Source organism: Chthonomonas sp. (genome assembly GCF_035294505.1).
Taxonomy (GTDB): Bacteria; Armatimonadota; Chthonomonadetes; order Chthonomonadales; family Chthonomonadaceae; genus Chthonomonas.
Map to the genome: position 1 here is coordinate 1 of NZ_DATGKU010000064.1, position 24,400 is coordinate 24,400.

Below are 24,400 nucleotides of genomic sequence, written 5' to 3' on the forward strand. Positions count from 1 at the left end.
AGAGATATGCAACTGTCCTATCTCCTGAATATAGAATCGTATCTATTTAACGTATAATTACAGGCACAAGGTTTTCCATGGGACTGCCTTGTTAGCTTTAGTATAGCCTTTAGAGAGGCGGAATGTCAAAACGGATCGGAGGACTTAGGTGCGTCGTAATAGAGAGAGGACGAGAATGCAGAAGATACCAAGTCGGCGACATTATAGTTGGTGGTTATTCACAGCCATTTTCTTTCTGATGGTATGTGGCGCAGGGTATGGGGAGGAGATGCGCCATGTTTCCACGAATGGCATGATCTCCCATGGGGTAGACCCATGGCTCTTGCCTTCTAAACCCCATGCGCTGTGGGATGGCAACCATCTCATTGCCATTGTGCGCGGGAATCCACAGAGAAAAGAGATCGCGTTAACTTTTGATGATGGCCCCCATCCGCTGTTCACTCTGCGTCTCTTAGCGTTGCTCAAGGCGCTCCATGTGCGTGCAACCTTTTTTGTGGTGGGCTGGAAGGTTGACCAGGCGCCATGGGTGCTGCAGAGAATGCTTGAGGATGGGAACGAGATCGGCGATCATACCTATCACCACTTCGATCTGAAGTTGGGTCCGCCGGAGCTAACCGCGGCGGAGATCGAGATGTGTAACGATGCGATCTATCGGGCCTGTGGCTACACACCGCTCTTCTTTAGACCTTCTGGGGGGCAGTTCGATCCGGCTGTGATTCGTGAAGCGGCAGCACATCACATGATCACCGTGCTGTGGACAGACGACCCGGCCGATTACGAAAGTCCCCCTGCCAACGTCATCGAAGACAGGCTGCTCCACCATGTAAGCCCCGGGGCTATCATTTTACTGCATGATGGTATCGAACAGACTTACGATATGTTGCCTGACTTTGTGGAGCGTATGCGACGTGAAGGTTATACGTTTGTTACGCTTCGTGAGATGATTGAACATTTGGATAACGTTCCCCATGCTGAGAGAGTCCAACTTGCCTCCTTCCGAAGATTCAACGCCAGAACCAAATAGACAGGTGCCGGAACCTTTTAATTGGGATGAGCCAAAGCCGCAGCCCGTCTTCTATGATGCGGGGCAGCGGCGTTGGCGGGTGGTGCGCCGCATTCTCTTTCTGATAATTGGCGCCTTTAGCGCAAGCTTTGTTGTGCTCATTGTAAGTCTCTTCGCCAGACCTCTGGTGCCTTATACAGCGTTGCCCACGTTAGCGCCCGTGCGCGATGTTGGGAATTTAGACCCTATTGCCACAGAGCATGCCGCCTTTAAACGGCATGAACTCGACGTAAAATTGCAACGGGACAAGCAGGCACTGCAGGCGATACAGAAGGAACGACGTGCTCTGCGCTTAAGGCGTCGTGAACGGGCGCAGGCCTATTTACGTCTATTAGCGGCGCAAGCACCTAGGATATTGGCCCAACGTGGGCCTGTGGTCGCCGGTTTTTATGTGGACTGGGAGCATACTTCGATTGTATCCGCCGAGCAGCACATAGACAATTTAACGCACCTTATTCCGGAATGGCTGCATTTGAAGCCCTCCGGCACCGATTATGCCGATCCGACGCAGGTTCCTTTTGTAGATGCGCGTCCAAAGTCGGATGGTGCCTTAATTCAGCTGGCGCGCGCGCACCATGTGGCGATTCTTCCTCTTATCAACAACTACACGAGCCGACCAGGCCAGGAGATAGGGGATGGGCAGTGGGACACGAATGCGGTGGATGCTTTGGTAACCGATCCCGATGCACGAGCGAACTTTATATCGCAACTACGCCTGTGGCTGCTCGATCACCACATGCAAGGGGTGAATATTGACTTTGAACAGATAGACGTTGACGATCGAGCGGCCCTTGTAGAGTTCATGCGAGAGCTTTATCAGGCACTACATCCCTATGGTCTGTTGGTTACGCAGGAGGTGGAGCTAGAGAATCAGGCCTATGACATTCCGGCCCTTGCGCGATGGTGCGATTGGATTGTGCCGATGTTCTACGATGAACATGCGGGTGGCACCCCGCCGGGGCCGATTGCCGGGATAGATTGGACGCGGCATGATCTAAAGCTGTTGCTACAGAAAGTTCCACCGCAAAAGGTTGTGATGGGCATAGGAAACTATGCTTACAATTGGGTAGACGAGCCGGGGCAGACCGACGCCGTGTCGTTAAGTTATCAGGAGGCCGTTGAAACCGCACGTGAGAGCCAGCCCGATGCTGTGGTGCATCTCGATCCTAAGAGCTTAAACCCGGTATTTTCCTACTGGGAAGATGCTGTGGATGCGGAGGGCAATCGCTTTGCGCAGAAGCATGTGGTCTGGATGCTCGACGCGGTGAGCGCCTATAACCAGCTGGTTATCGGGCGAAAATACCATGTGCGTGGTGGTGCGTTGTGGGTTTTAGGTGACGAAGACCCAACCATTTGGAGTTTCTATCACAAGGCTTTATGGTATGGCGATTGGGAACGAATTCTGGCAGCGGGTGCTCTAGACCGAATCGTCTTTGCAGGGGCAGGGTTAGTAGATTTTGATGGGGAGGGTGCCTTGCTGCAGCCAAAAGCCGAGCCACATGTAGGCGAGAGAACCGTCACGCTGGATACACGCACAGGGCTAGCGGTAGCAGAGGCCTATCGGAAGGATGCGCAGGGGCATTTTCTTTTTCCTACCTCGTATCTCATCCGCCGCTACGGCGGGGCCGACAATTTGCGGCATAAAGAGGTGCTCCTTACCTTCGACGACGGTCCCGATCCCGAATGGACACCAAAAATTTTGGATATTCTAAAGCGCTATCATGTGCCTGCGGTCTTTTTTGTCTGTGGCCGGAATGCGGAGGCATTTCCTTATCTTATAAAGCGAGAGTGGGACGAAGGCCATTTAATAGGCAACCATACATGGGATCATCCTGAACTTGACGAGCTGCCTGTAGCGCAACAAATTGTGGAGTTAAACGCGACACAGCGCGTCATACAGGCAATTACGGGGCAATCGACCGCGCTGTTTCGGCCGCCTTACGGAGGGGATGTGGAACCCACTACAGGCAGTGAAATTCGCCCTTTGGTGCTGGCGGGAAAGCTCAACTATATTACGGTTGGGGAGATGGATGACCCTCAAGACTGGCGTTTGTATGAGTTAAAGCCGGGGACGGGAACACCCGATCCCTCACGGCCGCGCTCGGTTGCATCCATTGTCAACGATGTTTTGAGCCAGATCGGTTCGGGTAGTGTGGTACTGCTTCACGATGCCGGGGGAGATAGAAGTCGTACGGTGGCGGCACTGCCGCAGATCATCACCCGACTGCGAGCACGTGGTTACCGATTTGTTAGTCTGCCCGAACTCGTTTCTATTCCCCGCTCACGACTTATGCCGCCGGTAACCGGGAAGGATGTGGTGCTGGCCGGCTCTGATCACTATTTCTTTTTGTTCTCCTATATCTTTCAGCGTGTCCTTACCACCCTCTTTCTGCTCTCCATCGTCCTTGGGGTAAGCCGCGTATTGATGCTCATGCTCTTGGCCATTCCGCAGTATTTCAAGGAGAAAAAGCGTGTTTTTTCTGCCGGCTATCAGCCCTCGGTCTCTGTGGTGATCGCTGCCTACAACGAGGAGAAGGTGATATGCAAGACGGTGGAGGCTTTATTAGCTAGCGACTATCCTAGTTTAGAGGTCCTTGTTGTGGATGATGGCAGCCAAGACAGGACGGCAGACATCGTGAGAGAGCGTTTTGCCGACGTGCCAAACGTAAGGCTGATCCAGAAGCCAAATGGTGGCAAAGCATCTGCACTAAATCGAGGAATTCGAGAAGCGCGTGGGGAGATCATCGTCTCCCTTGATGCAGACACGTTGTTTGCACCCGACACCATTCGGAGATTGGTTCGCCATTTTGCCGACCCAGCGATCGGGGCGGTTTCTGGCAACGTGCGGGTTGGCAATGTGCGCAATCTCATCACGAAGTGGCAATCCTTAGAGTACATCACGAGCCAGAATTTCGATAGACGCGCTTATGATCTTCTCAACTGCATTACCGTGGTGCCTGGGGCTGCCGGAGCCATAAGGCGCTCTGCCTTAGTGGAGGTTGGCGGTTACACATCGGACACTTTGGCAGAAGATACGGACCTTACTTGGAAGTTGCGGCGTGCCGGCTGGCGTATTCGGAACGACAGCTCTGCATGGGCTTATACCGAAGCACCAGAGCATTTGAAGGCTTTGGCACGGCAGCGCTTCCGTTGGGCTTTCGGCACACTGCAATGTTTGTGGAAACATCGGGGGGCACTGTTTGATGAGGGAGCTTTCGGATGGGTGGCATTGCCGAGCTTGTGGGTTTATCAAATTCTCTTTCCAGCGGTGTCCCCATTTATGGATATCGGAATTCTTTATGCGTTGCTGGAGCACAACCTCGTTGCCTTTGGAACCCTGTTTGCGCTTATGACGGGCATCGAAATGCTAGCGGCCTGGGTAGCACTGTGCATGGATCAGGGCAATCGGCGCTTGCTTTGGTACCTGCCCCTTCAGCGGTTTGTTTACCGCCAGTTGATGTACTATGTGGTTTTGAAGTCGCTTTGGGTGGCCGCGCGCGGTTCTGCGGTAGGCTGGAATAAGCTAGAGCGAAGCGGTTCCGCTCAGTTGGGTCTTAAAAAACCTCTTGCTGTGCCCAAGGCCGCAGATGCTGTTTCGCAGGAGCTTGCCGAGCCGCCAAAGATCGGCAAGGGTTAAGGGAGACTCGTCTAGATACTTGCCACGGAGCCACCGTCCACCCGGTAATTGGAGCCGGTAATGAAGGAGGCTGCCTCGGAGGCCAGAAAGAGGACGATGGCTGCCGTCTCGTCCACGGTGCCCGCTCGTCCAAGCACAATGTTGGGGCGATTCTCCTTTAAAAACCGCTTCTCCGCCTCTTCTTCGGTAATCCCTTGTTGCTGTGCCAGCTTGTGCAACATGTCTACAACGAGCGGGGTACGGATAAAAGCCGGGGATACGGTGTTAACAAGGATGCCATAGCTGCCGTAGGCTTTAGAGAGACTTTTCGTGAGGTTGATAAGAGCCGCTTTCGAGGCGTTGTAGTGGGGCATAAGCGGATCGGGCTGAATGCCGGACTCGGAAGCGATATTGATAATGCGCCCCCAGTGTTGGCGTTGCATGTAAGGCAGCACAGCGCGTGTAACGCGCACAGCCGACATCACGTTAAGTTCCCAAACGGCCTGCCAATCGTCATCCGAGAGAGACTCGAAGGGTGAGAAACTGCCGATGCCTCCCACGTTATTGACGAGGATGTGTACCGTTTGGAAGTGAGCTACGGTTTCGTCCACAAGACGTTTGGCATCTTCGGCCTTTGTGAGATCCGCAGGTATCGCAAGCACTTGAGACTTAGTGCTGCGAAGCTCTTCTGCTGTCTGCTCAAGCTCTTGGGCGTTTCGCGCGTTGAGCACGACCCGACATCCTTCCTTCGCGAAAGCGAGAGCGATCGCTTTTCCAATACCTTTGCTGCTCCCAGTAACAATAGCTACTTTATTTAGCAAACCGAGGTCCATTCTCGATTTCCTCCAACGAGATGTCGCGTTTTAGAAAAGCGATGGGAGTAGGCAGGTCGCCTAGCAGATAACAGGCCGAAGCGCGGCCCCACCATGTCCGATAGGATGTTCTCCTACCCAGCGTTCATCTACCGGTTCTGAGGCGAGTTGATAACGCGAATCGGTAGATAGACGAATGCGATTTGAGCGGTTATCGAGGCTTGCATGCACGGTGTAGACGCTGAAGGCGAGGAGATCGCCCATGCGGAAGAGCGGTGAGGTAAGCCAACGTCCCCCTAAGTGGTCTCGAAGGCGTGATGGGTTTTTGGAGAGCGCTCCGAAGGCACCGGTACCCGGCCTCTTGTCTGCACGGTTTTCACACCAGGTATCCACATCTTTTTGGCAGTAGACCGCTCGAAGGCGAGGGTGTTTATGGGAGTTTTCCAGGATCATGAGGCCGCCTTCCATAAGGTCAATATCGTCCATCGGAGTCCAGGAGGTGAAGAGGTTGTGGGTACCTCGTCCCATGTAGACGACATCGCAATGCGGCGGTGTAGAGTTGCCGGGGCTTACGGCTCGTACCCAAGTATAGTCGTAGTGACGAACCTCATCGCCTAGCAGATGCTCATAGAACTGCATCATGCGGCCGGAATAGAGAACCTTCCAGAGGGACGGGTTATCGTGAGCTAGTTCTGGCATGAAGCCCACATTGATCCCCTCTTTCGCGATAGCTTCCATTGGGTCGGTATCGGGCTGGAGGAGTCCTTTTTCGGCGAGGCGCTTCGTCAGTTCGCGGCGAGCTTCTATTACCTGCTCGCGGTCAAGGTAGCCGGGAAGATAGAGGTAGCCCTCTTCTGCCATGCGTTGACGCAGCGCTTCAGTGTCGTTGGCGATATCGGAAGAATCGCGAAGCCAGCCAAATTTGTCGTGCGAGGTATCTATCGGTTTGTGTAAGCAGGTGAGAGTAGGGGGAGAGGTGGTAATCATATCCTTCCTCCGAGCTATTGGTTGTCATTATCCTCCGCTGTGTCATCGGAAGAATCATCCTCTGAGTCTTGTTGAGAGGTTGCTGGTTGCTGAGGAGAAGCCTGGTCAGTTGCATCGGCATCGGGATTGTCTGTCTTAGGTTTTAGGCCGAAGTAGCCCAGCGCTTGGTCGGCTAGCTCCTTGGCCTTGTCGCCGAAGTGCGCTTCGGCTTCGGTTTCAACCTCATCGGCTACGAACTTTTTAATTTCATCGTCCATGGCAATTTTCCTTTCGATATTTTATACCCTGTTTATGTCTTATAAGTTACCCGATGCTAGCTCTGCCCGAACCAGTTCATAGGTATTCGGGGGAGCGACGATGAAGGGTTCTCGTGTTTTTCCTTGGGTAAGAAGGGGCTTAAGCTCGAGCGGTTGGCCGGAAAAATAGCGGGCTACGCACCCCGCCTCTTGGGCCACGAGGAGGGCTGCCGCCATATCGTAGGCGCCTTCGCTCCATCCAACAAGGCATGCGAGGCTTCCGCGCCCCACATAGGCGATATCGGCGGCGATGGAGCCAAGACAGCGTATCCGACTACGAAGCGCTTTTGTGTGAAGGTTTTTAGCGGCTGCACTCGTGAACCCGATGGTGTCCTCCAACTGCAGTGTCGTGCGATCGGGAGCGTGGAGGCGCATGCCGTTGCAATAGCTGCCTTGTCCCTTTTGCGCATGGAAAAGTTCATCGAGGCGCGGGATATAAAACACCCCGGCGGCAGGCTCCCCGTCGAGCAACAAGGCAATGGAAACCCCCCAAATAGGGATGTTGTAGACCATGTTGGTGGTGCCGTCAATGGGGTCTACGGCCCAAAGAGGCCCATCGTGGGAGCCATGCCAGCCCGTCTCTTCACCGAGAAAGGCAAAATGAGGGTATCGGCTTTGAAGCTGCTCATAAAGAAACCGTTCAACCTCGCGGTCTACTCGCGTGACCAAGGTTTGATCGGGCTTAAGTTCGGCATGGAGGTTTTCTGCCATATCCAGAGCGCGTTTGCCGGCTTCACGGGCAAGGGCGCATAAAAAATCGTTATCTATCTCTACCACGGGGGCAAGATTCCTCTCGTTTTAAGGATGCGGAATCATCATACCTGTTTTGTGCACGGGCAGGCCTCAATTGCGAAGGTGCTAGGTATGTTCTGGATTCGGAGGGCTTGAATTGTTATCTACATGCCGGAACAGGAGGAAGTAGAGCACAAGGTAGAGGCCTTGAAGGCAAGCGGCACAGTAGAAAGGCAGAGCAAGGTCGTTGGCTTGGAGCATCCATCCGCTGATGGAGGGGCCTACGGCGGAGGGGAAGCTGGAGGAGATATTGTTGATGCTGATGCCCAGCGCTCGCCATCGCTCTGGAATCAGCCCGATAGCAACGGCCTGGCGGGCGCCAACGGTACCGCGGTTGAATGCGGAGCGGAGAATGTAGAGAAGCGCCGCGAGTGGATAGGTGGGTGCCAACGGCAGAAGCACAAGCAGTAGCAGACCCACGCAGCGCGGAATAACAACGGAACGGATAAGCCCGACCCGTTGGGTGAGGTGCCCTGTGAGCAAGGCGGAGATGCCGGTTAAAAGGAAGGTAAATAGAAAAGCCGAGCCGATGCGTTCCGGCCCAACATGGTAACGAATGGCAAACCAGTAGGAGATAAGAGGGCTTGTCATGCCGATGGCAAAGCCATTAAAGGCGTTGGTAAGCGAGAGCAGAATCAACATACGGAAGTCACGTAGCCCCGCTTGGATGCGCGTTCGGATGGAGGACCTTACAGGTTTTGGAGGATGAACAGAGTGTTTTGGGGCGATGTCTGGTACGGTATAGAGCACACTCACGGCGAAGATGGCAGCAAGGATAGGAAGTAGAAAGAGAGGACGAAAGGCGCTGGCTCCAGGGAACAAAGGTTGCCATAGGGGTTGGAGAGCGGCTAGGAGGGAACCAAGGGCCATGCCAAAGAAGCCGACCGCAGAGTTTAGGCTGAAAGCGTTTCCGCGCTCTTCGGGGTGTAAGAAACCGGCAAGCCAAGCGGTCTCAACCGCCGAAAACGGCCCGGCAGCTCCATTTTGTCCACGTCCAAGATTCCCCACAAAGGCTGCAACGGTGATGAGAAGACGCCCGGAGTTGAACAACACCGGCAATAGGGTAAGACCGACAAGCGTCTGATGGATAAGAAGCAACCTTCTTGGCCCCATTCTATCGCCGAGGGCACCGAAGAAGAGGCTGAGCGCGGCATTAATAAGGCCAATAGCGCTTAACAGTAACCCGATGGCGACAGCACCCCAGCCAAGTTCACGCAGGTAAAGGGTGAAGGAGACGATCATGGCCCCCTGGCCAATGGCTCTCACTCCGCGTACGACGATGAGGCGTTGAGCGTGGGTGGAGGAGGGACAAAAGGCTTGCAGCGGGCTGCGCATTGCCCTTTAGTGCATGGCCTCCGCCGCCGTGTTGGTGGAGGGTTTACGGCGCACCCGCATAATCAGCACGAGCGGAGAGACGCACAGAGTGGAAAGCCCAATCAAGAGGAAGGCGTTGTTGAAGGCCATGGTGGCCGCCTGGTTCTGTACGGTGTAGGAGATCAGCGCCAAAGCCATTTTGTGGGCATGCGTGGGGTCATACCCTCGTGTCATGAGATAGTTTTGCAACATGGTGAGGCGGCTTTGGAAATAGGGGTTTTCAGGATAGAGGTGGGTGGTTAGCATGGCAGCATGGAAGCGTTCCATGTTATCGAGATAGGTGCTGAGAATAGCTATGCCAAAGGAGCCTCCCAGCTGACGGCAGAGGTTAAGGAGGGAGGCGCCCTGGGCGATCTCCACCCCTTTAAGACTATTAAAGGCCACGAGGTTGATAGGGGTAAACAGCAAACCTAACCCAAGGCCTCGAATAATGAGGGCGAGGCGTACGGCCGGCTCGCCACTTTGGGGTGTAAGGTGAGCTAGTGACCACATCGAGTAGATAAACAGGGTGAGACCGGTCCAGATGAAGAGGCGAGGGTCGGCACGCATCACTTTCCCGTTTAGCATTCTTCCACAGAACATAGCGGCAATGCCGGTGGCGATGCCACCCGGCATTAACACCAAGCCTGTAAGGGTGGCGGTGAAGCCAAGCACGTTTTGGGCAAAAAGCGGATAGAGGAAGACACCTCCATAAAGCCCAAAGCCGAGGATGAGGAAAAGGACGAGCGCGGCGCTAAGGTCTCGGTTTCGGGTGACGCGAAAATTGACGACCGGCGATGTGTTGCGGGGTGAAAGCTCCCAAATGACCATGGCGATGAGAGCAACAACCGAAAGGATGGTCAGTCGGGTGATGACGGGATCATCGAACCAGTTGTTGCGGTTGCCCTCTTCCAAGACGTATTGCAGAGAGCCTAGCCCAACGGCAAGCAGACTGATGCCAAGCCAGTCCACCTTTTCGATCTGCATCTTATGTTTGGCTTCCGTAAGGAAGAGGCCGATGATGAGGGCGGCTACAATCCCGATGGGAACGTTAACAAAGAATATCCACGGCCAGGTGTAGTTGTCGGTAATCCAACCTCCGATGGTGGGGCCGAGAGTAGGGGCGATAATGACACCCATCACATAGATGGCCTGAACGGTGCCCTGTTGTTCTCGAGGGAATATCTCGCGAATGGTGGCCTGAACGGTCGAGATGAAGGCTGCTCCTCCAGCGCCCTGAATGATGCGCCAAAAAACGATCTCGCCGAGGGTACGTGAGGTGCCGCACATGAAGGATGCGGAGATGAAAAGGATGATGGAGCTGACCAGATAGCGCTTTCGACCGAAGCGCGAGGCGAGCCAGGCCGTGAGCGGAAGAACGATCACATTGGAAAGGATATAGCCGGTAGCGACCCAGCTAATCTCTTCCGTCGTAGCGCCCACGTTTCCGGCCATTTGTGGTAGGGAGACGTTGACGATGGTGGTATCCAGAACTTCGAGAATAGCTGTGGTGATCAGCCCTACAAGAATAATCCAGCGATACGGTGACAGCTCTTCGCCGGTATCGGTCAAAATAACACGGCGTCCGTTTCTAGCAGCGAGGTTGGAAGCAGCCATAGATGATAGACTTTCCCATTTTCGGCATATTTGAGAATTTCCCTAAGGATATACGAAGGAGTTATCCGAATTGCTGCTTTATCTACCCATGAAGGAGAGCACCGATAAGGTTATGCTCATGATCTGAGCGAAAAGAGGCGAACCAGGAAACGTAGTTTTGGATGGAGATGGAGGTGAGCGTATGAGTGGTGGAAAGGTAGAGGAGCGTACTTACTATTCTCAAGCGTTAAGACGCACACAGCCCTACATGGTCTACTTGCCCGTTCTGGACGGGAATGAGCCGCTCCCCTTGCTCATTTTGCTGCACGGGAGGGGAGGGAGCCACAGGGATTGGTTTGAGCAAACCCGTGCTCTGCGCTATTTGGCCGATTACGCTCTCTGTGTCGTTTGTCCGCAAGGGGACGATGGGTGGTATACAGATGCCTATGACGGTTCGGGAGCTTATGAGTCCGACTTGATCTCCTGTCTGTTACCGCATTTGCAGGCTACACTTCCTATTGCCTTACCCGGTAGAGCTTGGGCCATTGAGGGGCTTTCGATGGGTGGATACGGCGCTGTTAAGCTGGCATTAAGGCACTTCAAACTCTTTGGCACCGCCGTGAGCCATAGCGGCGCTTTCGACGTTACGCAGAGCGCGCAGCCTCACCCCGTTTTCGGCGATCCGAAGGCCGACAGAGGCTTTCGTCGGCAACACAACGTCTATGCTTTGGTCGAAGAGGCTCTCTGTCGTTATCCCTACGAGCGCCCGGTTCTTTGGCTCGACTGTGGCTTGCAGGATGAGTTGCTGGCAAGCACACGACGTTTTCATAACCATCTCCATTTCATCGGTTATGGGCATGAGTATGAGGAGCAAGCAGGCTATCATACCTGGCCCTATTGGGACCGGGCCTTTCGTACCGCCTTGCCGTGGGTTGCGAGGCGAGTGGGAGCCAAATCGGTTGGGGAGACGCGTTAAGTAGGAAAATCGGGTCGGGGAGTCGAAGTTAGTGCAAAACACGGCATCGTAGAGGAGTTAAGAGGTCATGCTGAACAAGAGAACAAAGCTACTTATTTGGGGCATTTCAACGGGCGCTCTCATAACTATCGGCGCACGACTTCTAGCGCAATCGGCACCGGAGCTGATGGTGAACCCAGAGACCCATGAGACGGAAGCGCAGTTTGCCAGACGAACGGCCTGGTGGCGGAACGCCAAGTTTGGGATGTTCATTCACTGGGGAATCTATGCCGTCCCTGCCGATTCATCACAGGGGGCAGCGGAATGGTATTTCTACAATCACACCACGATCGATCCGGCCACCGGTAAACCGCGTCATCTGCAGGTTGCGGAGTACGAGAGGTTTGCTCAGCAGTTCGATCCGGTGAAATTCAATGCGGCGCAGTGGGTTTCCATCGCAAAGCGAGCCGGCATGAAGTACATTGTAATTACAAGCAAGCATCACGATGGTTTCTGCATGTTTCGCACGCGCTTAACACATTACAACATTGTGGATGATACCCCCTATCATCACGATCCGATGGAAGATTTGGCTCGCGCATGTCGTGAACAAGGATTACATTTTGGGTTTTACTACTCTTTTATGGATTGGCATCATCCCGACTATCTCCCCCGTCGCCCATGGGATACACGCCCAACCGAAGGAGCAAGCTTAGATCGCTATGTGGACTATGTAAAAGGACAGCTTCGCGAGCTGTTAACGCAATACGGCCCCATTAGCGTCTTGTGGTTTGATGGGGGATGGGAACATACGGCACAGGAGGAGCATTCCCTCGAGATCGTCCAGCTTATACGCTCGTTACAGCCCAACATCGTCATCAACGATCGTCTGAATTTACCGGAGGATTACTCCACTCCAGAACAGACCATCCCCTCGGCTCCCCTCCCTCATGGGAGACTTTGGGAAACGTGTATGACGATCAATAACACTTGGGGCTACTCCAAAAACGATACCGATTTCAAATCGGCAACGCAGCTTATTCGCGATCTTTGTTTGATCGTGGGGAGGGGCGGAAATTTCCTGTTAAATGTTGGACCTACTGCCGAGGGCCTCATCCCTCAGCCGGAGGTGGATCGTCTTCTGGCCATCGGTGACTGGCTTCGTGTGAATGGAGATTCTATTTACGGCACGGAGGCAGGGCCTTATCGCAGGTTGCCGTTTGATGGAAGCTGCACACAAAAAGGCCATATGCTCTATCTACAAGTTTTTCATTGGCCGGAGGGTGGCGAATTACACCTGCCCGGGCTGAAGACCAAGGTGATAGAGGCACGGTGTCTGTTGAACGGACAGCGCCTTTCGGTAACGACAGATGCGGATGGTGTTGTGATCGGCAAACCGGACAGGCTTGATCCGGCGGCGACCGTTGTTGCCCTCAAGTTGGCCGGAGCACCGGAGGTAGAGAACGTTCCCATTGTGGAAAAGCCCGGTGCGGATGGCCATTTTTGGCTGCCGGCGGTAGATGCCGACATCCATGGCGAGCACGCCCAGCTGGAGAGCAAGGGAGGCCAACCGAACATCGGATACTGGACGGACGTACACGATAGGGTGAGTTGGCGTTTTGCGGTACCGCAAGGTGGAGACTACAAGGTACGGCTGATCTATGCCTGTGAGCCGGCAAGTGAGGGGAGCACATTTCAAGTGATAGCCGCGTCGAAGGGTGCCCCGGAAAGTCGGTTAAGTGGAGTGGTTACGGCGACAAACGGATGGGACGATTTTCGTTCGATGGAACTAGAGGGAAGCCTGCATCTTGAGGCTGGCACCGTTACGGTGGAGGTGATACCCGTAACGATGCCCCATGGCGCGGTGATGAATCTGCGTGCGATAGAGCTGATCCCTCAGTCTTAAGCCTCTGCAGGTCATAGCCGATAATCAGGAGGTACGCTTCAAGAGGGCATGGAGGCCGCAACATCTTGTATGAGGCGTGCTGAGGAGACGGAAGATATATGTCGGCAGAAAGAATCGCACGGATGGCAGATTCAGAGCAGCCTAATAGCAGTGCAGCGTTGTTTGTGCATCGGTTTAAGAATGGACTATACGAACTTCAATTAAGCCCAGGGATATTTCGACGTATTGAAGGGTTGCTAGAGGAGTTTGCGCAGTCGCATCCGAATCTGCGTGGCTCCTATCTTTCCCATGAGGTAGACCCAAGCTATTTTAGCGATGGGGCTTATGGATGGGAGGCCGTACATCGTCCACGTCTCCAGGGATTGGCCATTGAGGGGGAAACTCTCTTTGAGTTTCTCGCCTTTGCAAGCGGCTTTCGGATGCATGCCACTCCGCTAGAAAGCATTGTGAACATTGAAGAGCTGTGGATGGAGCCGGCTCCAGACAAACCTTTCATTTTGCGAGTTTGCATTTACCATAGCTTTCCTGCGGCAACCCTGCTTTATGCACCGACGGGTGAGACACAGGAGGCCGCTGCCGCTTTTGTATCGCGCCTGAAGTATCTACGAGGGTTTTAGTGTATGCCCAAGCCGATGATCCCACCACGGCGTTTGAACCTCCAAATCTGGCGTCCCTACAGCGTACCAAATTCGCAGGTGGATGAAAAAGAAACTTTAGAGGCCTTGCTGCAAGAGAATGAGCGATTGAGAGCTGAGAACGAGCGTTTGCGAACGGCTCAACGCCTATCTAGGCCTTTGAACGAGAGACATGTGCTTGTATGGGGGGCCATGCTTTTGTGTTTTATGGCGCTCGTCTTTGCTTGTTTGGCCCTCTATTTGCGCGGTTGAGCAGAGGTTGGAACGAAATCGTTCTGTGTATGCCATACTTCCCAAAGGAATCGTAGATAGGGAAGCCCGCACATGAAAGTTGGCATGTACACCACGGTTGGCGAGCGATGTGGCATCGCGGCCTATACAAGCTCTTTGATCGGTGCGCTGCGATCCCTTCCCGATACAGAGGTCGAAGTGGTGCCGATTGAGGAAGGGAGGCAGCCAAAAGAGCACTATCTGGCGATAGCAGAGCGGCTCAACGCGAGCGATATTGATGTGGTGCATGTGCAGCACGAGCACAGTTTTTGGGGTGGCATTTTGCCGGGGCATTCCGCCTATTGGGAGTTTCGATATCTTATTAAGAAGCCCATTGTGCTCACCGCACATACCACTTACACCGCAGAGGAGATGCTGCGTTACCGAACCGAGCGGCGCCCGTTGAAAAAACTGGCGAAGTGGCTTCTACTGCGCAACCGCGCATGGGTAGATAGTGTGCAAATAGCCCCTTTTGTAACCGCGATTACCATCGTGCACACGGAGGAGGCAAAGCAACAACTCGTTGAACGAGGAGCCGATCCGAAGTTCGTGCACGTGGTGCCGGCAGGTGTGCCGGAGGTTGTTGCTGCGGCTACGGGAGGGGAGGCCTTCCGGCGTCGCTTCGGGTTGGAGGGCTATCGTTTAATTACCATTTTTGGCTACATTGCGCCCAATAAGGGCTATGAGTTGACTTTGGAGCTGCTCCCCTCTTTACCGGAGGACGTTAAGCTTGTCATTGCCGGCGGGCCGCGAAATGCTGCGATGGAGCCCTATTTCGCCCAATTGCGGAATGTCATAGAGTCGTCTGGAGTAGCTAATAGGGTGGTCATAACGGGCTATCTTCGGGATGAGGAAGTAGCCGAAGCGATGGCGGCCAGCACGGTGGTATTGACTCCGCATACAGAGGCGACCGGTTCTTACTCCGTCACCATTCCGTTAGCTTATGGAAAGGCCGTTTTGGCGTCCGATCTGGCCTGTTTTCGAGAGATCGCGGGGCGTATTGCCTGTTTAGAGCTATTTCATGCGGGCGATGTGGAGGACTTCCGACGGCACCTCCTTCAGCTGTTGAATGATGAGGCCAGGAGGGCCACTTTAGAGAGGGGTGCGAAGGAGTATGCGGAGCGCTACTCCTGGCGTCGAATTGCCGAGCGGACACGCACGATTTATGAAGAGGCCCTACGCATTTACGCGCCGGTAACACGCAGACCCTATACCTTATCGGGGAAGCAGGCCTCTTCCTAGTGGACGGCGAAGAAGCCGTGATCGAACAGAATAATGGCTATGAGGAGAAGCAGCAGGCTCATACAGCCAGATGCGGAAACCGGCAGTGGGACGGTTGTGCCGGAGAGGCGGCGTGCAAGTGATTGTTCATCGGCGAAATGTTGATTGGTAGCCCGTTCATAGACGCTCCAGCCGGTACGTCGCGCGATATTGAAGGCAAACTCGGCGAGCGGTTCTACGAGATGTGCAGGGGGATCGGCTGGAATACGGATTGTGATGGCGTTACACTGATCGGCGGCATCGGGGCCGGGATGAAAGCTCTCTTGCACGAGGTTTCCTAATTGCACGACAACGTAGAGGCCTTGTTCCTCATCGCAGAAAACGAAATCGTCCCCTTCAGGCACGGCGTTCGGTAGACCGCTGAGATAGGCTTTCAGCTCATGGTAGGGTTGTCCTTCGGGCACGGTTGCTTTATGCAGGATGAGTTCAATGGGCATGCTGCTCTCCTCATTTGTGGTATATGTAACGGCTTATGTCGAAAAGACACCGAAGTATATACGGATTTCGACCCTGCTGATCTCTCAGCTTTCGAGCGCGCTGGAGTCGCGGGCGCCCAGGTTGGCATATATCTCGCGTGTGGCGGTGGACTGATTAAGCGTATAGAAGTGAATGCCTCGCACGTGGTTGTCTAACAGGTCACGACACTGCTCGGTAGCCCATTGAATGCCTACACGGCGTACATACTCTTCATCTTCGCCACAGCGGCGGACGGCGCGGAGCAGCCCGGCAGGGATGCGGGAGCCACGGGCCAGTTCTGCGATGCGCTCCATATTGGCGATGGAGGTGATGGGCATGATGCCGGCGATGATAGGGACATGGATGCCCGCCAGCTCGCAACGTTCACGGAAGTCGTAAAAATCGCGGTTGTCAAAAAAGAGCTGGGTGACGATGTAGTTCGCACCGGCATCCACCTTTGCCTTCAGGTGGTCCATCTCTTTAAGACGATTCGGGGTATCCGGATGTCCTTCGGGATAGCCGGCCACGCCAATGCCGAATCCTCTTGGATCGGGATGGAGGCCACTTTCGTTGAATTGTCGGATGAAACGAACAAGTTCAGCGGCGTAGCGAAAGGCATCTTTAGAGCGGTCGTAGTTGGGCTTGTCACGGGGAATATCGCCGGAGAGCGCCATAATATTGGAGATGCCGTGGGCGGCATATCGCTCGAGAATGGCCTGTATCTCCTCTTGGGTGTGGCAGACGCAGGTAAGATGGGGTATGGGTTCGCAGCCGATCTGCTCTTTAATGCGCACCACCAGTTCGTGGGTTTTCTCGCGCGTCGAGCCGCCAGCTCCATAGGTCACGGAGACGAAGGAGGGGCGTAGGGGCATCAGCTCCTCAATGGTTTTGAAAAGCTGCTCCCAACCCTTGGGGGTGCGCGGTGGAAAGAACTCAAAGCTAAAGGTTGTACGGTGTGCGGCAAAGATGTCGCAGATGTGCATGTCGGGTCTCCTCGCCGTTTATGATACCTCAGCATTCGAGTGGCGACGTGCTATAATAAGGCCGTAGACAGTCGAATCCTCGGTAGCAAACAGGACTCTATGGATCAAAGTCATATTCGTAACTTTTGTATCATTGCGCATGTTGATCACGGCAAATCCACTTTAGCGGATCGCATTCTCGAGGCGACCGGTGCGGTTAGCCCTCGCGAGATGCAGGAGCAGTTGCTCGACACGATGGATTTGGAGCGGGAGCGAGGCATCACCATCAAGATGACGGCGGTGCGCCTGCATTACAAGGCAAAGGATGGGCAGGTCTATCAGTTCAATCTCATTGATACGCCCGGACACGTGGATTTTACGTATGAGGTTTCGCGTTCGTTGGCGGCCTGTGAAGGTGCTTTGCTTGTGGTGGATGCCGCGCAGGGCGTCGAAGCCCAGACGTTGGCGAACGTAAACCTTGCTTACCAGAATAATCTAGAGATCGTGCCTGTTATCAACAAGATTGACCTACCTGCCGCCGACCCCGAGCGTGTGAAGGAGGAGATCGAGAACGTTTTAGCCATAGACGCTTCCGAAGCGATTTTGGCCAGCGCCAAGACCGGAGTGGGGATAGAGGAGATTTTGGAGGCGATAGTCCATCGCATACCGCCTCCTTCCGGCGATCCCGAAGCGCCTCTGCGTGCCCTTATTTTCGATAGCAAGTTCGATACCTATCTCGGTGTAATCTGTTATGTACGCGTTGTAGACGGGCAGATAAGGCCGGGGCAGCGGATACGCTTTATGTCTACCGGCAAGGAGTTTGAGGTTTTAGAGGTAGGTACGTTTACACCGGAGCGGCAGCCGGGGGAGATGTTGGCGACGGGCGAGGTCGGCTATTTAGCTGCGGGCATTAAGACCATAGGAGATGCGCGGGTGGGAGACACCATAACCGATGCCGAGCGCCCCGCCAAAGAGCCTTTGCCGGGGTATCGCACGGCGAAACCGATGGTTTTCTGTGGGCTTTATCCCGTGGATGGGGCGGACTATCCTGACTTGCGAGAGGCTTTGGCCAAGCTGCAATTGAACGATGCGGCGCTCTCTTTTGAGCCTGAGACTTCGGCAGCGCTCGGTTTTGGGTTTCGGTGTGGATTTTTAGGCCTTTTGCACATGGATGTGGTGCAGGAGCGGTTGGAGCGTGAATTTAACCTCAGCCTCATTGCAACCTCCCCTTCGGTGGTTTATAAGGTCTATCGAACGGATGGGACGGTGGTAGATGTAGACAATCCCGCCCATATGCCTCCACCGACGACGATCGATCATATCGAGGAGCCTTATGTGGCGGCCACCATTTTGACTCCGAAGGAGTATGTGGGCCCGATTATGGAGTTGTGCCGAGAGCGGCGAGGCGAGTTTGTGCATATGGAGTACACGGCGCCGGATAGGGTGTTATTGAAATACGATATTCCTCTTAGCGAGATTTTGATGGATTTCTTCGACCAGCTTAAATCGCGCACTCGCGGGTATGCGAGCTTTGACTATGAGCTATCCGGTTATCGCGAGTCGAAACTGGTGAAGATTGACATATTGATGAACGGCGATCCGGTAGATGCCTTGTCGTTCATAACGCATAGAGATAAGGCTTACGAGCGGGCACGTCAGATCGTAGAGAAATTGAAGGAGGTGGTGCCACGCCAGCAGTTTGAGGTGCGCATTCAGGCAGCGATCGGGGGCAAGATCATCGCGGCAGAATCGGTGAAACCTCTGCGGAAAAACGTGACGGCGAAGTGTTATGGGGGCGACATCACACGAAAGCGCAAACTTTTGGAGAAGCAGAAAGAGGGCAAGAAGCGCATGAAGCAGGTTGGCAGCATCGAGTTGCCACAGGAAGCGTTTTTGAGTGTGCTGAAGATCGGAGATTAGGCATGTTTGGCGGTACCGCATCGGTTGGCAAAAGTGCAGGGAGTCTTCCATGCTGAGGCTGGAGGAGTTTTTGCTACAGCTTGCCTGCGGCCTCTTTCTCTCCTGCAGCGCAGTGATGTTGGGCTTTTTAGGCGTGGACTTCGTGGGGCGAGACCTTTTCGCCTGGTTCCAGCGGCGCCGATGTTGGCGACAGCCCTGCAGTTCCCTTGTGCGCGAGCTGGCGCCGCTCTTGCTTTCGGAGGATAGCGGCGCGGCTATGGATGCCGCAACGCGTTTGGCCGATGCAGGCGACAGCAGTGCGGTGCCCTACCTTGTTCATGCGCTTAAAGTGACAGTGGAGATGCAGCAGCCGGGCTGGCGGGAGCGAGGAGAGGTTTTTACGGAAGCGCTGGCTAAGATAGGGGATGGACGTGCTCTGCCTCTGTTGCGCGAGCTTGAGGACGTGCGTGGGATAGGGTTTATCCCCTCGATACGGCGGGCTATTTTATGTTTAGAGCCTCGTTCCTTGCTTTTACGGGCTGGGTCCTCACCCTACGATTCGCCTAGGTTCTTGTTGCAGCCTGTCGGCAGGCGCATAGAAGAGCTGAAAACACTCCTTCATGTTCTGCCGAACGACGGGAGCGTGCCGCAGTATGAGCCATTTCCCAGGCAACATGGTGAGAAGGAGAACCTCTCGTCGCTCCCGAATAAATCGGCAGAACCAGGCCAAGGAGGCTAAGAATGGATCGAGAATGGCAAGCGCTTTTGCCGTCCGCCGAGGATGTGGCTTTCTATCGTGAGAACGGCTACTGGTTAGCTCCGCGTATTCTCTCGGATGCGGAACTTGAGGCCTTGCGCGAGCACCATGCGCGTGTGGTGGCGGGGTGTTATGAAACGACTCGCGCCCCTTGGTCTCACGATCCGCCACCGGGGCAGCCCATTGACCGCATCGTGAAGATAGACAACAGCCATTGGGCCGACGCCACTATGGCCAAGCTGGCGCTGCATCCGTTGATAGGCGCGATGGCCTGCCGATTGACGGGAGCCGGTGCCATAAGGCTTTGGCATGACCAGCTTTTGTTAAAGCCGCCGGACAGCGGGGAGAAGGGCAACGTGGGATGGCATCAAGACTATCACTATTGGCAGTGCACCGACCCGCCGGAGCTGTTGACGGCTTGGGTAGCCCTTGATGATGTGACCGAGGAGAACGGGTGTATGCAGGTGGTGCCGGGAAGCCATAAGTGGGGCTTATTGCCGGAGGGCGACTTCTTTACCAAAGACCTCGACGCGCTACGAGCACGCATTGAGGCCGTGAGCGGGCGAAGCTTTCGTACGGCCTCGTGCATTTTGCCGGCCGGAGCGCTCAGTTTTCATCACTGTCTAACTATTCACGGCAGCGGGCCAAACCGCAGCTCTCGGCCACGCCGTTCGCTGGTGGTTCACCTTATGCCGGAGGGCACGCGCTATCGGGCCGGTACACCCGGCGATGGACACATGAATGTGCGCCTGCTGAGCGGGAAGGATGGCGACTATTTTGCCGGCCCCTATTTTCCCGTGCTTTATCGTGAAGGAACCGGCGAGAACCCATGGCGCGTGCAGTAAAAGTCCACGCGGTTGCAGGAGCGCTTCTGGAAGATAGGTGCAAGGTGTGCCGCTAGCGTTTTTCCATTGCCGTGAGGAGGGCAGCGTATTTTTCCGCCACGAACCGGCGCTTGACTTTGAGCGTGGGCGTTAGCTCTCCTCCTTCGATGGAAAAAGCGTTGGGCACGAGTTGAAAGCTGCGCACTTTCTCGAAGTCGGCCAAGTCGGTGGTGTGGGCGTCTATTTCGTTGCGGTAGAGTTTTTGGACTTCCGGGTTCTTGAGCAGGTTTTCGCGGTTATCGGTAGGGATGCCCTGTTCTTGTGCCCATGCTTCCAGCCTTTCGAAGTCCGGCACGATAAGCGCAGAAACAAGCGGCTGCTGATCGCCAAAGAGCACTGCCTCTGCGATAAAACGGCTTTGCTTTAGCAAGGCTTCTACGCTCTGGGGAGCCACCTTTTTGCCGTTGCTGAGTACGAGGATGTCCTTTTTACGGTCGGTAATTTTGAGATAGCCGTCTGCAGAAAGCTCTCCGATGTCGCCGGTATGGAACCATCCCTCCTCATCAATGGCCTCTTGGGTGGCTTGCGGCTTGTTGTAGTAGCCCTTCATACAACCCGGACTGCGCACCAGGATTTCGCCATCTTGAGAGAGTTTGAGTTCGACGTGAGGCAGCAGTGTGCCCACCGTTCCGATGCGCTGTTTGCCGGGGCGGTTGATAGCGATGACACCGGCTTCAGAAAGCCCGTAGCCCTCCATAATGGGCACACCCAACCCCAGAAATATCTCCGCCAGATGGGGAGCAAGGGGAGCACCTCCGGAGACGCAGTAGCGGAGTCGGCCGCCGGTAACGCGCTCTCGAATTTTACGCAGCACCAAACGCTCCGCAAGAGCATATTGGGTGGCCAGTAAAGGGTCGAGGTGCTGAGGGCCTTCAGGGCCGAAGCGTTTGCGTGCGACCTTTCGGGCCACCGAGAGCGCCCATTCGGCAATGCGCCGCTGTTTCGGTGGGGCTTGCTTTAGGGTATCTTCCACCTTTTCGTAGATGGCTTCCCAAAGACGGGGCACGCAGAGAAGGGCGGTAGGGCGTACCAACCTTTGAAGCTCATCTACAAAGGTCATGAGCCCTAGGGAGTAGACGATACAGGCGCCGACGCGGAGCGGAAGGTAGTAGCCACCGACCCGTTCGGTAATGTGGCTGAGCGGTAGGAAAGAGAGGAAGACATCGCCGGGGCCGAGCTGGGCGATCGGCTCTTCCACCACGGCATCGGGGGTGTGGAGGAGGTTGGCATGGGTGAGCATGGCACCTTTCGGCTCTCCGGTGGTGCCGGAGGTATAGATCAGAGTCGCCAGATCATCGGATTGCACCTGAGCGCTCAATGCATCGAGTTCGGCCTCCGACTTCCCATGCCTAGCGCCGATGGCCTTTACCTCATCAAAGGCCAAGGCCCCCTCCGCTTCCAGTTCGGCTTGGGTGCCGGTCATGCTGACCAGGTATTCCAGCGAGGGCAACTCGGCGCGATGGGCTTGAATTTTCTGGCGCTGTTTCTGGTCGGCCACGATGGCCATGCGCGCCCCCGAATCGCGCAGGTAGTAGGCCACTTGGCTTGCGGTAAGCGTGCCGTAGATGGGCACCGTAACGATGCCGAGAGATTGCGCGGCCAGGTCGGCGATGGCCCATTCCACACGATTTTCATGGGACATGAGCGCGAGCCGATCGCCTTTGCGCAGCCCGAGAGCATCGAGGCCTCGGCGGAAGGCGCGGACTTGTTCATCGAACTGCCGGTAAGTCCAGAAGGTGTAGTCCTGGTTACGTGAGGAGCGAAACCCTACGGCGTTGGCGTTGGGGTAGGTTTGTACCGTCTGTTGGAACATGGTGTAGAGGGTACGTGGTTTCATAGCGCTGTCCATCCTTTAGTAGATTTATATCCTACTTTGCTTTGCAGATGAAATCTATGGTAGGGACGTGGAACGAAGACCTTAGGTTTCGTTATGTTGGTCAATGATATACCCGAATTTAACATCGGAAAGAAGCATCTCCCACTTCCAGCTCCGATCCCTGCATGGGCAGTCCAATGCGCCACCTGTTGCAACGTGCCCTGCTTCAGTATCATCGCTCATTGCCTCTGGGCAAAAAATTTTTTGCCAAACCCTTGACAACACGTCCCAACTTTGTTATAATATAACTACACAACCCTACAAACCTTTCCTGCTACTTCTCTGCTCGTTAAGGAGGTCGCAACCATGAAGGCTTTGGCAGTCAACCGGCTCGTGGCGCGTTTGGGGCTTTCGGCCCCTTCCCGTTTTGCCCCCTGGCAACGGCTCTGTGCTCTCACCACTCTCGGCAGCTTCGTTTGGAGCTTTGTGCTCTCGACTCCTTGTGTGGCCTTTGCACAAACTCGTGAGCATACCCCCCCCCCATAATTGCTAACAATAAAAACCCCATGAACTTCCCCAACCCCAAACGTTCGCAACCCCACTTCTCCATCAACTACCTCCAACCGGCCCCCAGGCCTCCCCATCCGCTCGCTCCGGCCACGCGCTCCCTCTCGCTGCTGGATGCTCTGGGTCAACCCACCCAATCCGTCTCCCCTACCCAACGCCTCCTGTGGCGCAAACGGCTCCATCAGCCCAAGCTCTCTCCCTCTCCGCGGCCTGGCTGCACCTGTGGCTGGCTCAGACCGCTTTAGGTCAAGACCAGCACCCCCAAGCCGCTCTTAAGGAGTTGGCGTGGGTGCGGCATTTCGCCCAACCCTCCTGGTCGGTCTACGGCTTAGCCCTCTACGACACCGGTTTGGCCTTGTATGAGGAGGGCCGCTATGCGGAGGCGGCCGCGCTGTTTCATCGCTTGGTGGCGGGCAAGCCGGCTTTGCATGGGTTTGACCTTCGGGATGCGGCGTTGTTGTATCGGGAGTGTCGGGCCTGTTATGGGTACCATGCCGCCCATGCTAAGGCGGGGATACCGGAGCCGGTGTATTTGGACCCGTGGTGTGGGGCATCGGGGTTGGCGCTCTGTTTTGGGCGTTGGGGCTTGCCCACCTCCAAGGCGTATGTGGCCAAGGTGTGTAAGGTAACGGGTCGGGGAAGCAGTTTGGCGGACTTGGTGGCGGGGGCGCGTCGGGTAGGTCTGCACGCCTACCCGTTGGCGGTGCATACGGAGAAGGTGCTGATGGCGTTGCCCAAGCCGTTGATCGCCTTTGTGGAGCACGACCATTTTATCGGAGTGGTAGGAGCGGACACGCGAGGGGTAGAGTATGTGTGCTCGGATTGCGGCCCCTGGCCTGGGGGCAAGGTGCATGTAAGTTGGAAGCAGTGGGCTTTGTTGGAGCCATCGGCCTATTTGGCGGTGGTGCGTCCTGGAAGCGCGCAGGAGGTAGGGTTGTTAGCGTTGTTGGAGGGGCGTGTGGAGGTGGCCTCTCGGTATTTAGGGAGAGTTTGGCAGTCCTCCCCGCCTCCTCCTGGGGGTGGGGGGAGCGGCGGGGTCAGCCCCATCAACCCCAACGGGACGACACGGTGTGGGTACTCTCCGGCCTCGCCCCAGCCGCCTTGTGACTGCAATACCCCGCAGCATCCGGGGAGCGGGCAGGCGGGGCCGGTAGGGGCCGGGGGGCGTCCTCCGGTACAGGCGATGGCGTTAGGGGGGCCTTCGCAGAACGACCCGGTGGATTTGGCCACCGGGGAGGAGGAGTACGGCCCGGAGGTAGATTTGCGGGTATACAACCCCATTGGGCCTTCGGTGGTGTGGACGCGAGAGTATGAGAGTTTGCGGGGCTACGACCCCACGTACGAGTACGACGATTTCGGATACGGTTGGACGCAGGGCTACAACCTGGGGGTGTACGACCCCTCCACCCAGCTTAACCCGCAGTTGGTGGCGGGGCAACAGGGACAGATAGGGCTATCGGGTTCGGATGCACCGGCATCGGGTTTGCAGTGGGACAT

Annotated in this window: 20 protein-coding genes; 11 read left to right on the forward strand and 9 right to left on the reverse strand. The window is 55.4% G+C overall.

Annotated elements, in window-relative coordinates; translation table 11 throughout:
* Positions 1-175: 175 nt before the first annotated feature.
* Both VKV18_RS02985 and VKV18_RS02990 read left to right on the forward strand, forming a co-directional pair.
* A complete protein-coding gene (locus VKV18_RS02985; protein WP_324202745.1) occupies positions 176-1,024 on the forward strand; it encodes a polysaccharide deacetylase family protein in 849 nt (282 codons plus the stop codon).
* A 4-nt stretch (positions 1,025-1,028) separates the two neighbouring features.
* A complete protein-coding gene (locus VKV18_RS02990) occupies positions 1,029-4,700 on the forward strand; it encodes a glycosyltransferase (protein WP_324202746.1) in 3,672 nt (1,223 codons plus the stop codon).
* Between the two features lie 11 nt (positions 4,701-4,711).
* Here VKV18_RS02990 and VKV18_RS02995 read toward each other — a convergent pair whose 3' ends face one another.
* The 6 genes from VKV18_RS02995 to VKV18_RS03020 form a co-directional block, all read right to left on the reverse strand.
* Entirely contained in the window at positions 4,712-5,512 is an 801-nt protein-coding gene (locus VKV18_RS02995) for an SDR family oxidoreductase (RefSeq protein WP_324202747.1), read from the reverse strand.
* 60 nt (positions 5,513-5,572) lie between these two features.
* Positions 5,573-6,478 carry a phytanoyl-CoA dioxygenase family protein gene (locus tag VKV18_RS03000; RefSeq protein WP_324202748.1) on the reverse strand — a complete coding sequence of 302 codons (906 nt, stop codon included), beginning with the start codon at positions 6,476-6,478 and terminating at the stop codon, positions 5,573-5,575.
* A 14-nt stretch (positions 6,479-6,492) separates the two neighbouring features.
* Positions 6,493-6,735: a hypothetical protein gene (locus tag VKV18_RS03005; protein WP_324202749.1), complete on the reverse strand. Its 243-nt coding sequence runs from the start codon at positions 6,733-6,735 to the stop codon at positions 6,493-6,495.
* Between the two features lie 39 nt (positions 6,736-6,774).
* Entirely contained in the window at positions 6,775-7,551 is a 777-nt protein-coding gene (locus VKV18_RS03010; protein ID WP_324202750.1) for an inositol monophosphatase family protein, read from the reverse strand.
* A gap of 81 nt (positions 7,552-7,632) precedes the next feature.
* Positions 7,633-8,901 (reverse strand): MFS transporter, encoded by a 1,269-nt coding sequence (locus VKV18_RS03015; RefSeq protein ID WP_324202751.1) that lies wholly within the window; start codon positions 8,899-8,901, stop codon positions 7,633-7,635.
* A gap of 6 nt (positions 8,902-8,907) precedes the next feature.
* A complete protein-coding gene (locus VKV18_RS03020) occupies positions 8,908-10,536 on the reverse strand; it encodes a DHA2 family efflux MFS transporter permease subunit (RefSeq protein ID WP_324202752.1) in 1,629 nt (542 codons plus the stop codon).
* 181 nt (positions 10,537-10,717) lie between these two features.
* Between VKV18_RS03020 and VKV18_RS03025 the strand changes: the two genes are divergently transcribed.
* The 4 genes from VKV18_RS03025 (at position 10,718) to VKV18_RS03040 (ending at position 15,523) form a co-directional block, all read left to right on the forward strand.
* Positions 10,718-11,491 (forward strand): alpha/beta hydrolase family protein, encoded by a 774-nt coding sequence (locus VKV18_RS03025; RefSeq protein WP_324202753.1) that lies wholly within the window; start codon positions 10,718-10,720, stop codon positions 11,489-11,491.
* A gap of 67 nt (positions 11,492-11,558) precedes the next feature.
* Entirely contained in the window at positions 11,559-13,376 is a 1,818-nt protein-coding gene (locus VKV18_RS03030; protein WP_324202754.1) for an alpha-L-fucosidase, read from the forward strand.
* A 98-nt stretch (positions 13,377-13,474) separates the two neighbouring features.
* Complete coding sequence (locus tag VKV18_RS03035; RefSeq protein WP_324202755.1) at positions 13,475-13,993, forward strand: hypothetical protein; 519 nt, start codon at positions 13,475-13,477, stop codon at positions 13,991-13,993.
* A gap of 342 nt (positions 13,994-14,335) precedes the next feature.
* On the forward strand, positions 14,336-15,523 hold the full coding sequence (locus VKV18_RS03040) for a glycosyltransferase family 4 protein (protein ID WP_324202756.1): 1,188 nt from the start codon (positions 14,336-14,338) through the stop codon (positions 15,521-15,523).
* Here the strand turns inward: VKV18_RS03040 and VKV18_RS03045 are convergent.
* Both VKV18_RS03045 and metF read right to left on the reverse strand, forming a co-directional pair.
* A complete protein-coding gene (locus tag VKV18_RS03045) occupies positions 15,520-15,999 on the reverse strand; it encodes a hypothetical protein (RefSeq protein WP_324202757.1) in 480 nt (159 codons plus the stop codon). The genes VKV18_RS03040 and VKV18_RS03045 overlap by 4 nt on opposite strands.
* Positions 16,000-16,083: 84 nt before the next feature.
* A complete protein-coding gene (gene metF / locus VKV18_RS03050; protein WP_324202758.1) occupies positions 16,084-17,001 on the reverse strand; it encodes a methylenetetrahydrofolate reductase [NAD(P)H] in 918 nt (305 codons plus the stop codon).
* Between the two features lie 99 nt (positions 17,002-17,100).
* Here metF and lepA point away from each other — a divergent pair, with 99 nt between their 5' ends.
* The 3 genes from lepA to VKV18_RS03065 are packed head-to-tail and all read left to right on the forward strand — an operon-like array spanning position 17,101 to position 20,481.
* Positions 17,101-18,900 carry a translation elongation factor 4 gene (gene lepA, locus VKV18_RS03055; protein WP_324202759.1) on the forward strand — a complete coding sequence of 600 codons (1,800 nt, stop codon included), beginning with the start codon at positions 17,101-17,103 and terminating at the stop codon, positions 18,898-18,900.
* 49 nt (positions 18,901-18,949) lie between these two features.
* The gene (locus VKV18_RS03060) at positions 18,950-19,618 is read left to right on the forward strand and encodes a hypothetical protein (RefSeq protein WP_324202760.1); all 669 of its coding nucleotides are present in this window, start codon (positions 18,950-18,952) and stop codon (positions 19,616-19,618) included.
* Positions 19,619-19,620: 2 nt separating this feature from the next.
* On the forward strand, positions 19,621-20,481 hold the full coding sequence (locus VKV18_RS03065; RefSeq protein ID WP_324202761.1) for a phytanoyl-CoA dioxygenase family protein: 861 nt from the start codon (positions 19,621-19,623) through the stop codon (positions 20,479-20,481).
* A gap of 52 nt (positions 20,482-20,533) precedes the next feature.
* Here VKV18_RS03065 and VKV18_RS03070 read toward each other — a convergent pair whose 3' ends face one another.
* The gene (locus tag VKV18_RS03070; RefSeq protein WP_324202762.1) at positions 20,534-22,357 is read right to left on the reverse strand and encodes a long-chain fatty acid--CoA ligase; all 1,824 of its coding nucleotides are present in this window, start codon (positions 22,355-22,357) and stop codon (positions 20,534-20,536) included.
* A gap of 345 nt (positions 22,358-22,702) precedes the next feature.
* On the opposite strand from VKV18_RS03070, the gene VKV18_RS03075 reads away from it, so the two are divergent.
* Positions 22,703-22,882 (forward strand): hypothetical protein, encoded by a 180-nt coding sequence (locus VKV18_RS03075; RefSeq protein WP_324202763.1) that lies wholly within the window; start codon positions 22,703-22,705, stop codon positions 22,880-22,882.
* Between the two features lie 184 nt (positions 22,883-23,066).
* Positions 23,067-24,400: cysteine peptidase family C39 domain-containing protein (locus VKV18_RS03080; RefSeq protein WP_324202764.1), on the forward strand; the 1,334-nt coding region annotated here is incomplete at its 3' end.

What these genes read in the sequence shown, in the direction of transcription:
- VKV18_RS03065 (WP_324202761.1), top strand. Translation starts at nt 19,621, where the DNA reads ATGGATCGAGAATGGCAAGCGCTTTTGCCGTCCGCCGAGGATGTGGCT.
- VKV18_RS03025 (WP_324202753.1), top strand. Translation starts at nt 10,718, where the DNA reads ATGAGTGGTGGAAAGGTAGAGGAGCGTACTTACTATTCTCAAGCGTTA.
- VKV18_RS03070 (WP_324202762.1), bottom strand. Translation starts at nt 22,357, where the DNA reads ATGAAACCACGTACCCTCTACACCATGTTCCAACAGACGGTACAAACC.
- VKV18_RS03005 (WP_324202749.1), bottom strand. Translation starts at nt 6,735, where the DNA reads ATGGACGATGAAATTAAAAAGTTCGTAGCCGATGAGGTTGAAACCGAA.
- VKV18_RS02995 (WP_324202747.1), bottom strand. Translation starts at nt 5,512, where the DNA reads ATGGACCTCGGTTTGCTAAATAAAGTAGCTATTGTTACTGGGAGCAGC.
- VKV18_RS03000 (WP_324202748.1), bottom strand. Translation starts at nt 6,478, where the DNA reads ATGATTACCACCTCTCCCCCTACTCTCACCTGCTTACACAAACCGATA.
- VKV18_RS03045 (WP_324202757.1), bottom strand. Translation starts at nt 15,999, where the DNA reads ATGCCCATTGAACTCATCCTGCATAAAGCAACCGTGCCCGAAGGACAA.
- lepA (WP_324202759.1), top strand. Translation starts at nt 17,101, where the DNA reads ATGGATCAAAGTCATATTCGTAACTTTTGTATCATTGCGCATGTTGAT.
- VKV18_RS03030 (WP_324202754.1), top strand. Translation starts at nt 11,559, where the DNA reads ATGCTGAACAAGAGAACAAAGCTACTTATTTGGGGCATTTCAACGGGC.
- VKV18_RS03075 (WP_324202763.1), top strand. Translation starts at nt 22,703, where the DNA reads ATGAAGGCTTTGGCAGTCAACCGGCTCGTGGCGCGTTTGGGGCTTTCG.
- VKV18_RS03040 (WP_324202756.1), top strand. Translation starts at nt 14,336, where the DNA reads ATGAAAGTTGGCATGTACACCACGGTTGGCGAGCGATGTGGCATCGCG.
- VKV18_RS03015 (WP_324202751.1), bottom strand. Translation starts at nt 8,901, where the DNA reads ATGCGCAGCCCGCTGCAAGCCTTTTGTCCCTCCTCCACCCACGCTCAA.
- metF (WP_324202758.1), bottom strand. Translation starts at nt 17,001, where the DNA reads ATGCACATCTGCGACATCTTTGCCGCACACCGTACAACCTTTAGCTTT.
- VKV18_RS03060 (WP_324202760.1), top strand. Translation starts at nt 18,950, where the DNA reads ATGCTGAGGCTGGAGGAGTTTTTGCTACAGCTTGCCTGCGGCCTCTTT.
- VKV18_RS03035 (WP_324202755.1), top strand. Translation starts at nt 13,475, where the DNA reads ATGTCGGCAGAAAGAATCGCACGGATGGCAGATTCAGAGCAGCCTAAT.
- VKV18_RS02985 (WP_324202745.1), top strand. Translation starts at nt 176, where the DNA reads ATGCAGAAGATACCAAGTCGGCGACATTATAGTTGGTGGTTATTCACA.
- VKV18_RS03020 (WP_324202752.1), bottom strand. Translation starts at nt 10,536, where the DNA reads ATGGCTGCTTCCAACCTCGCTGCTAGAAACGGACGCCGTGTTATTTTG.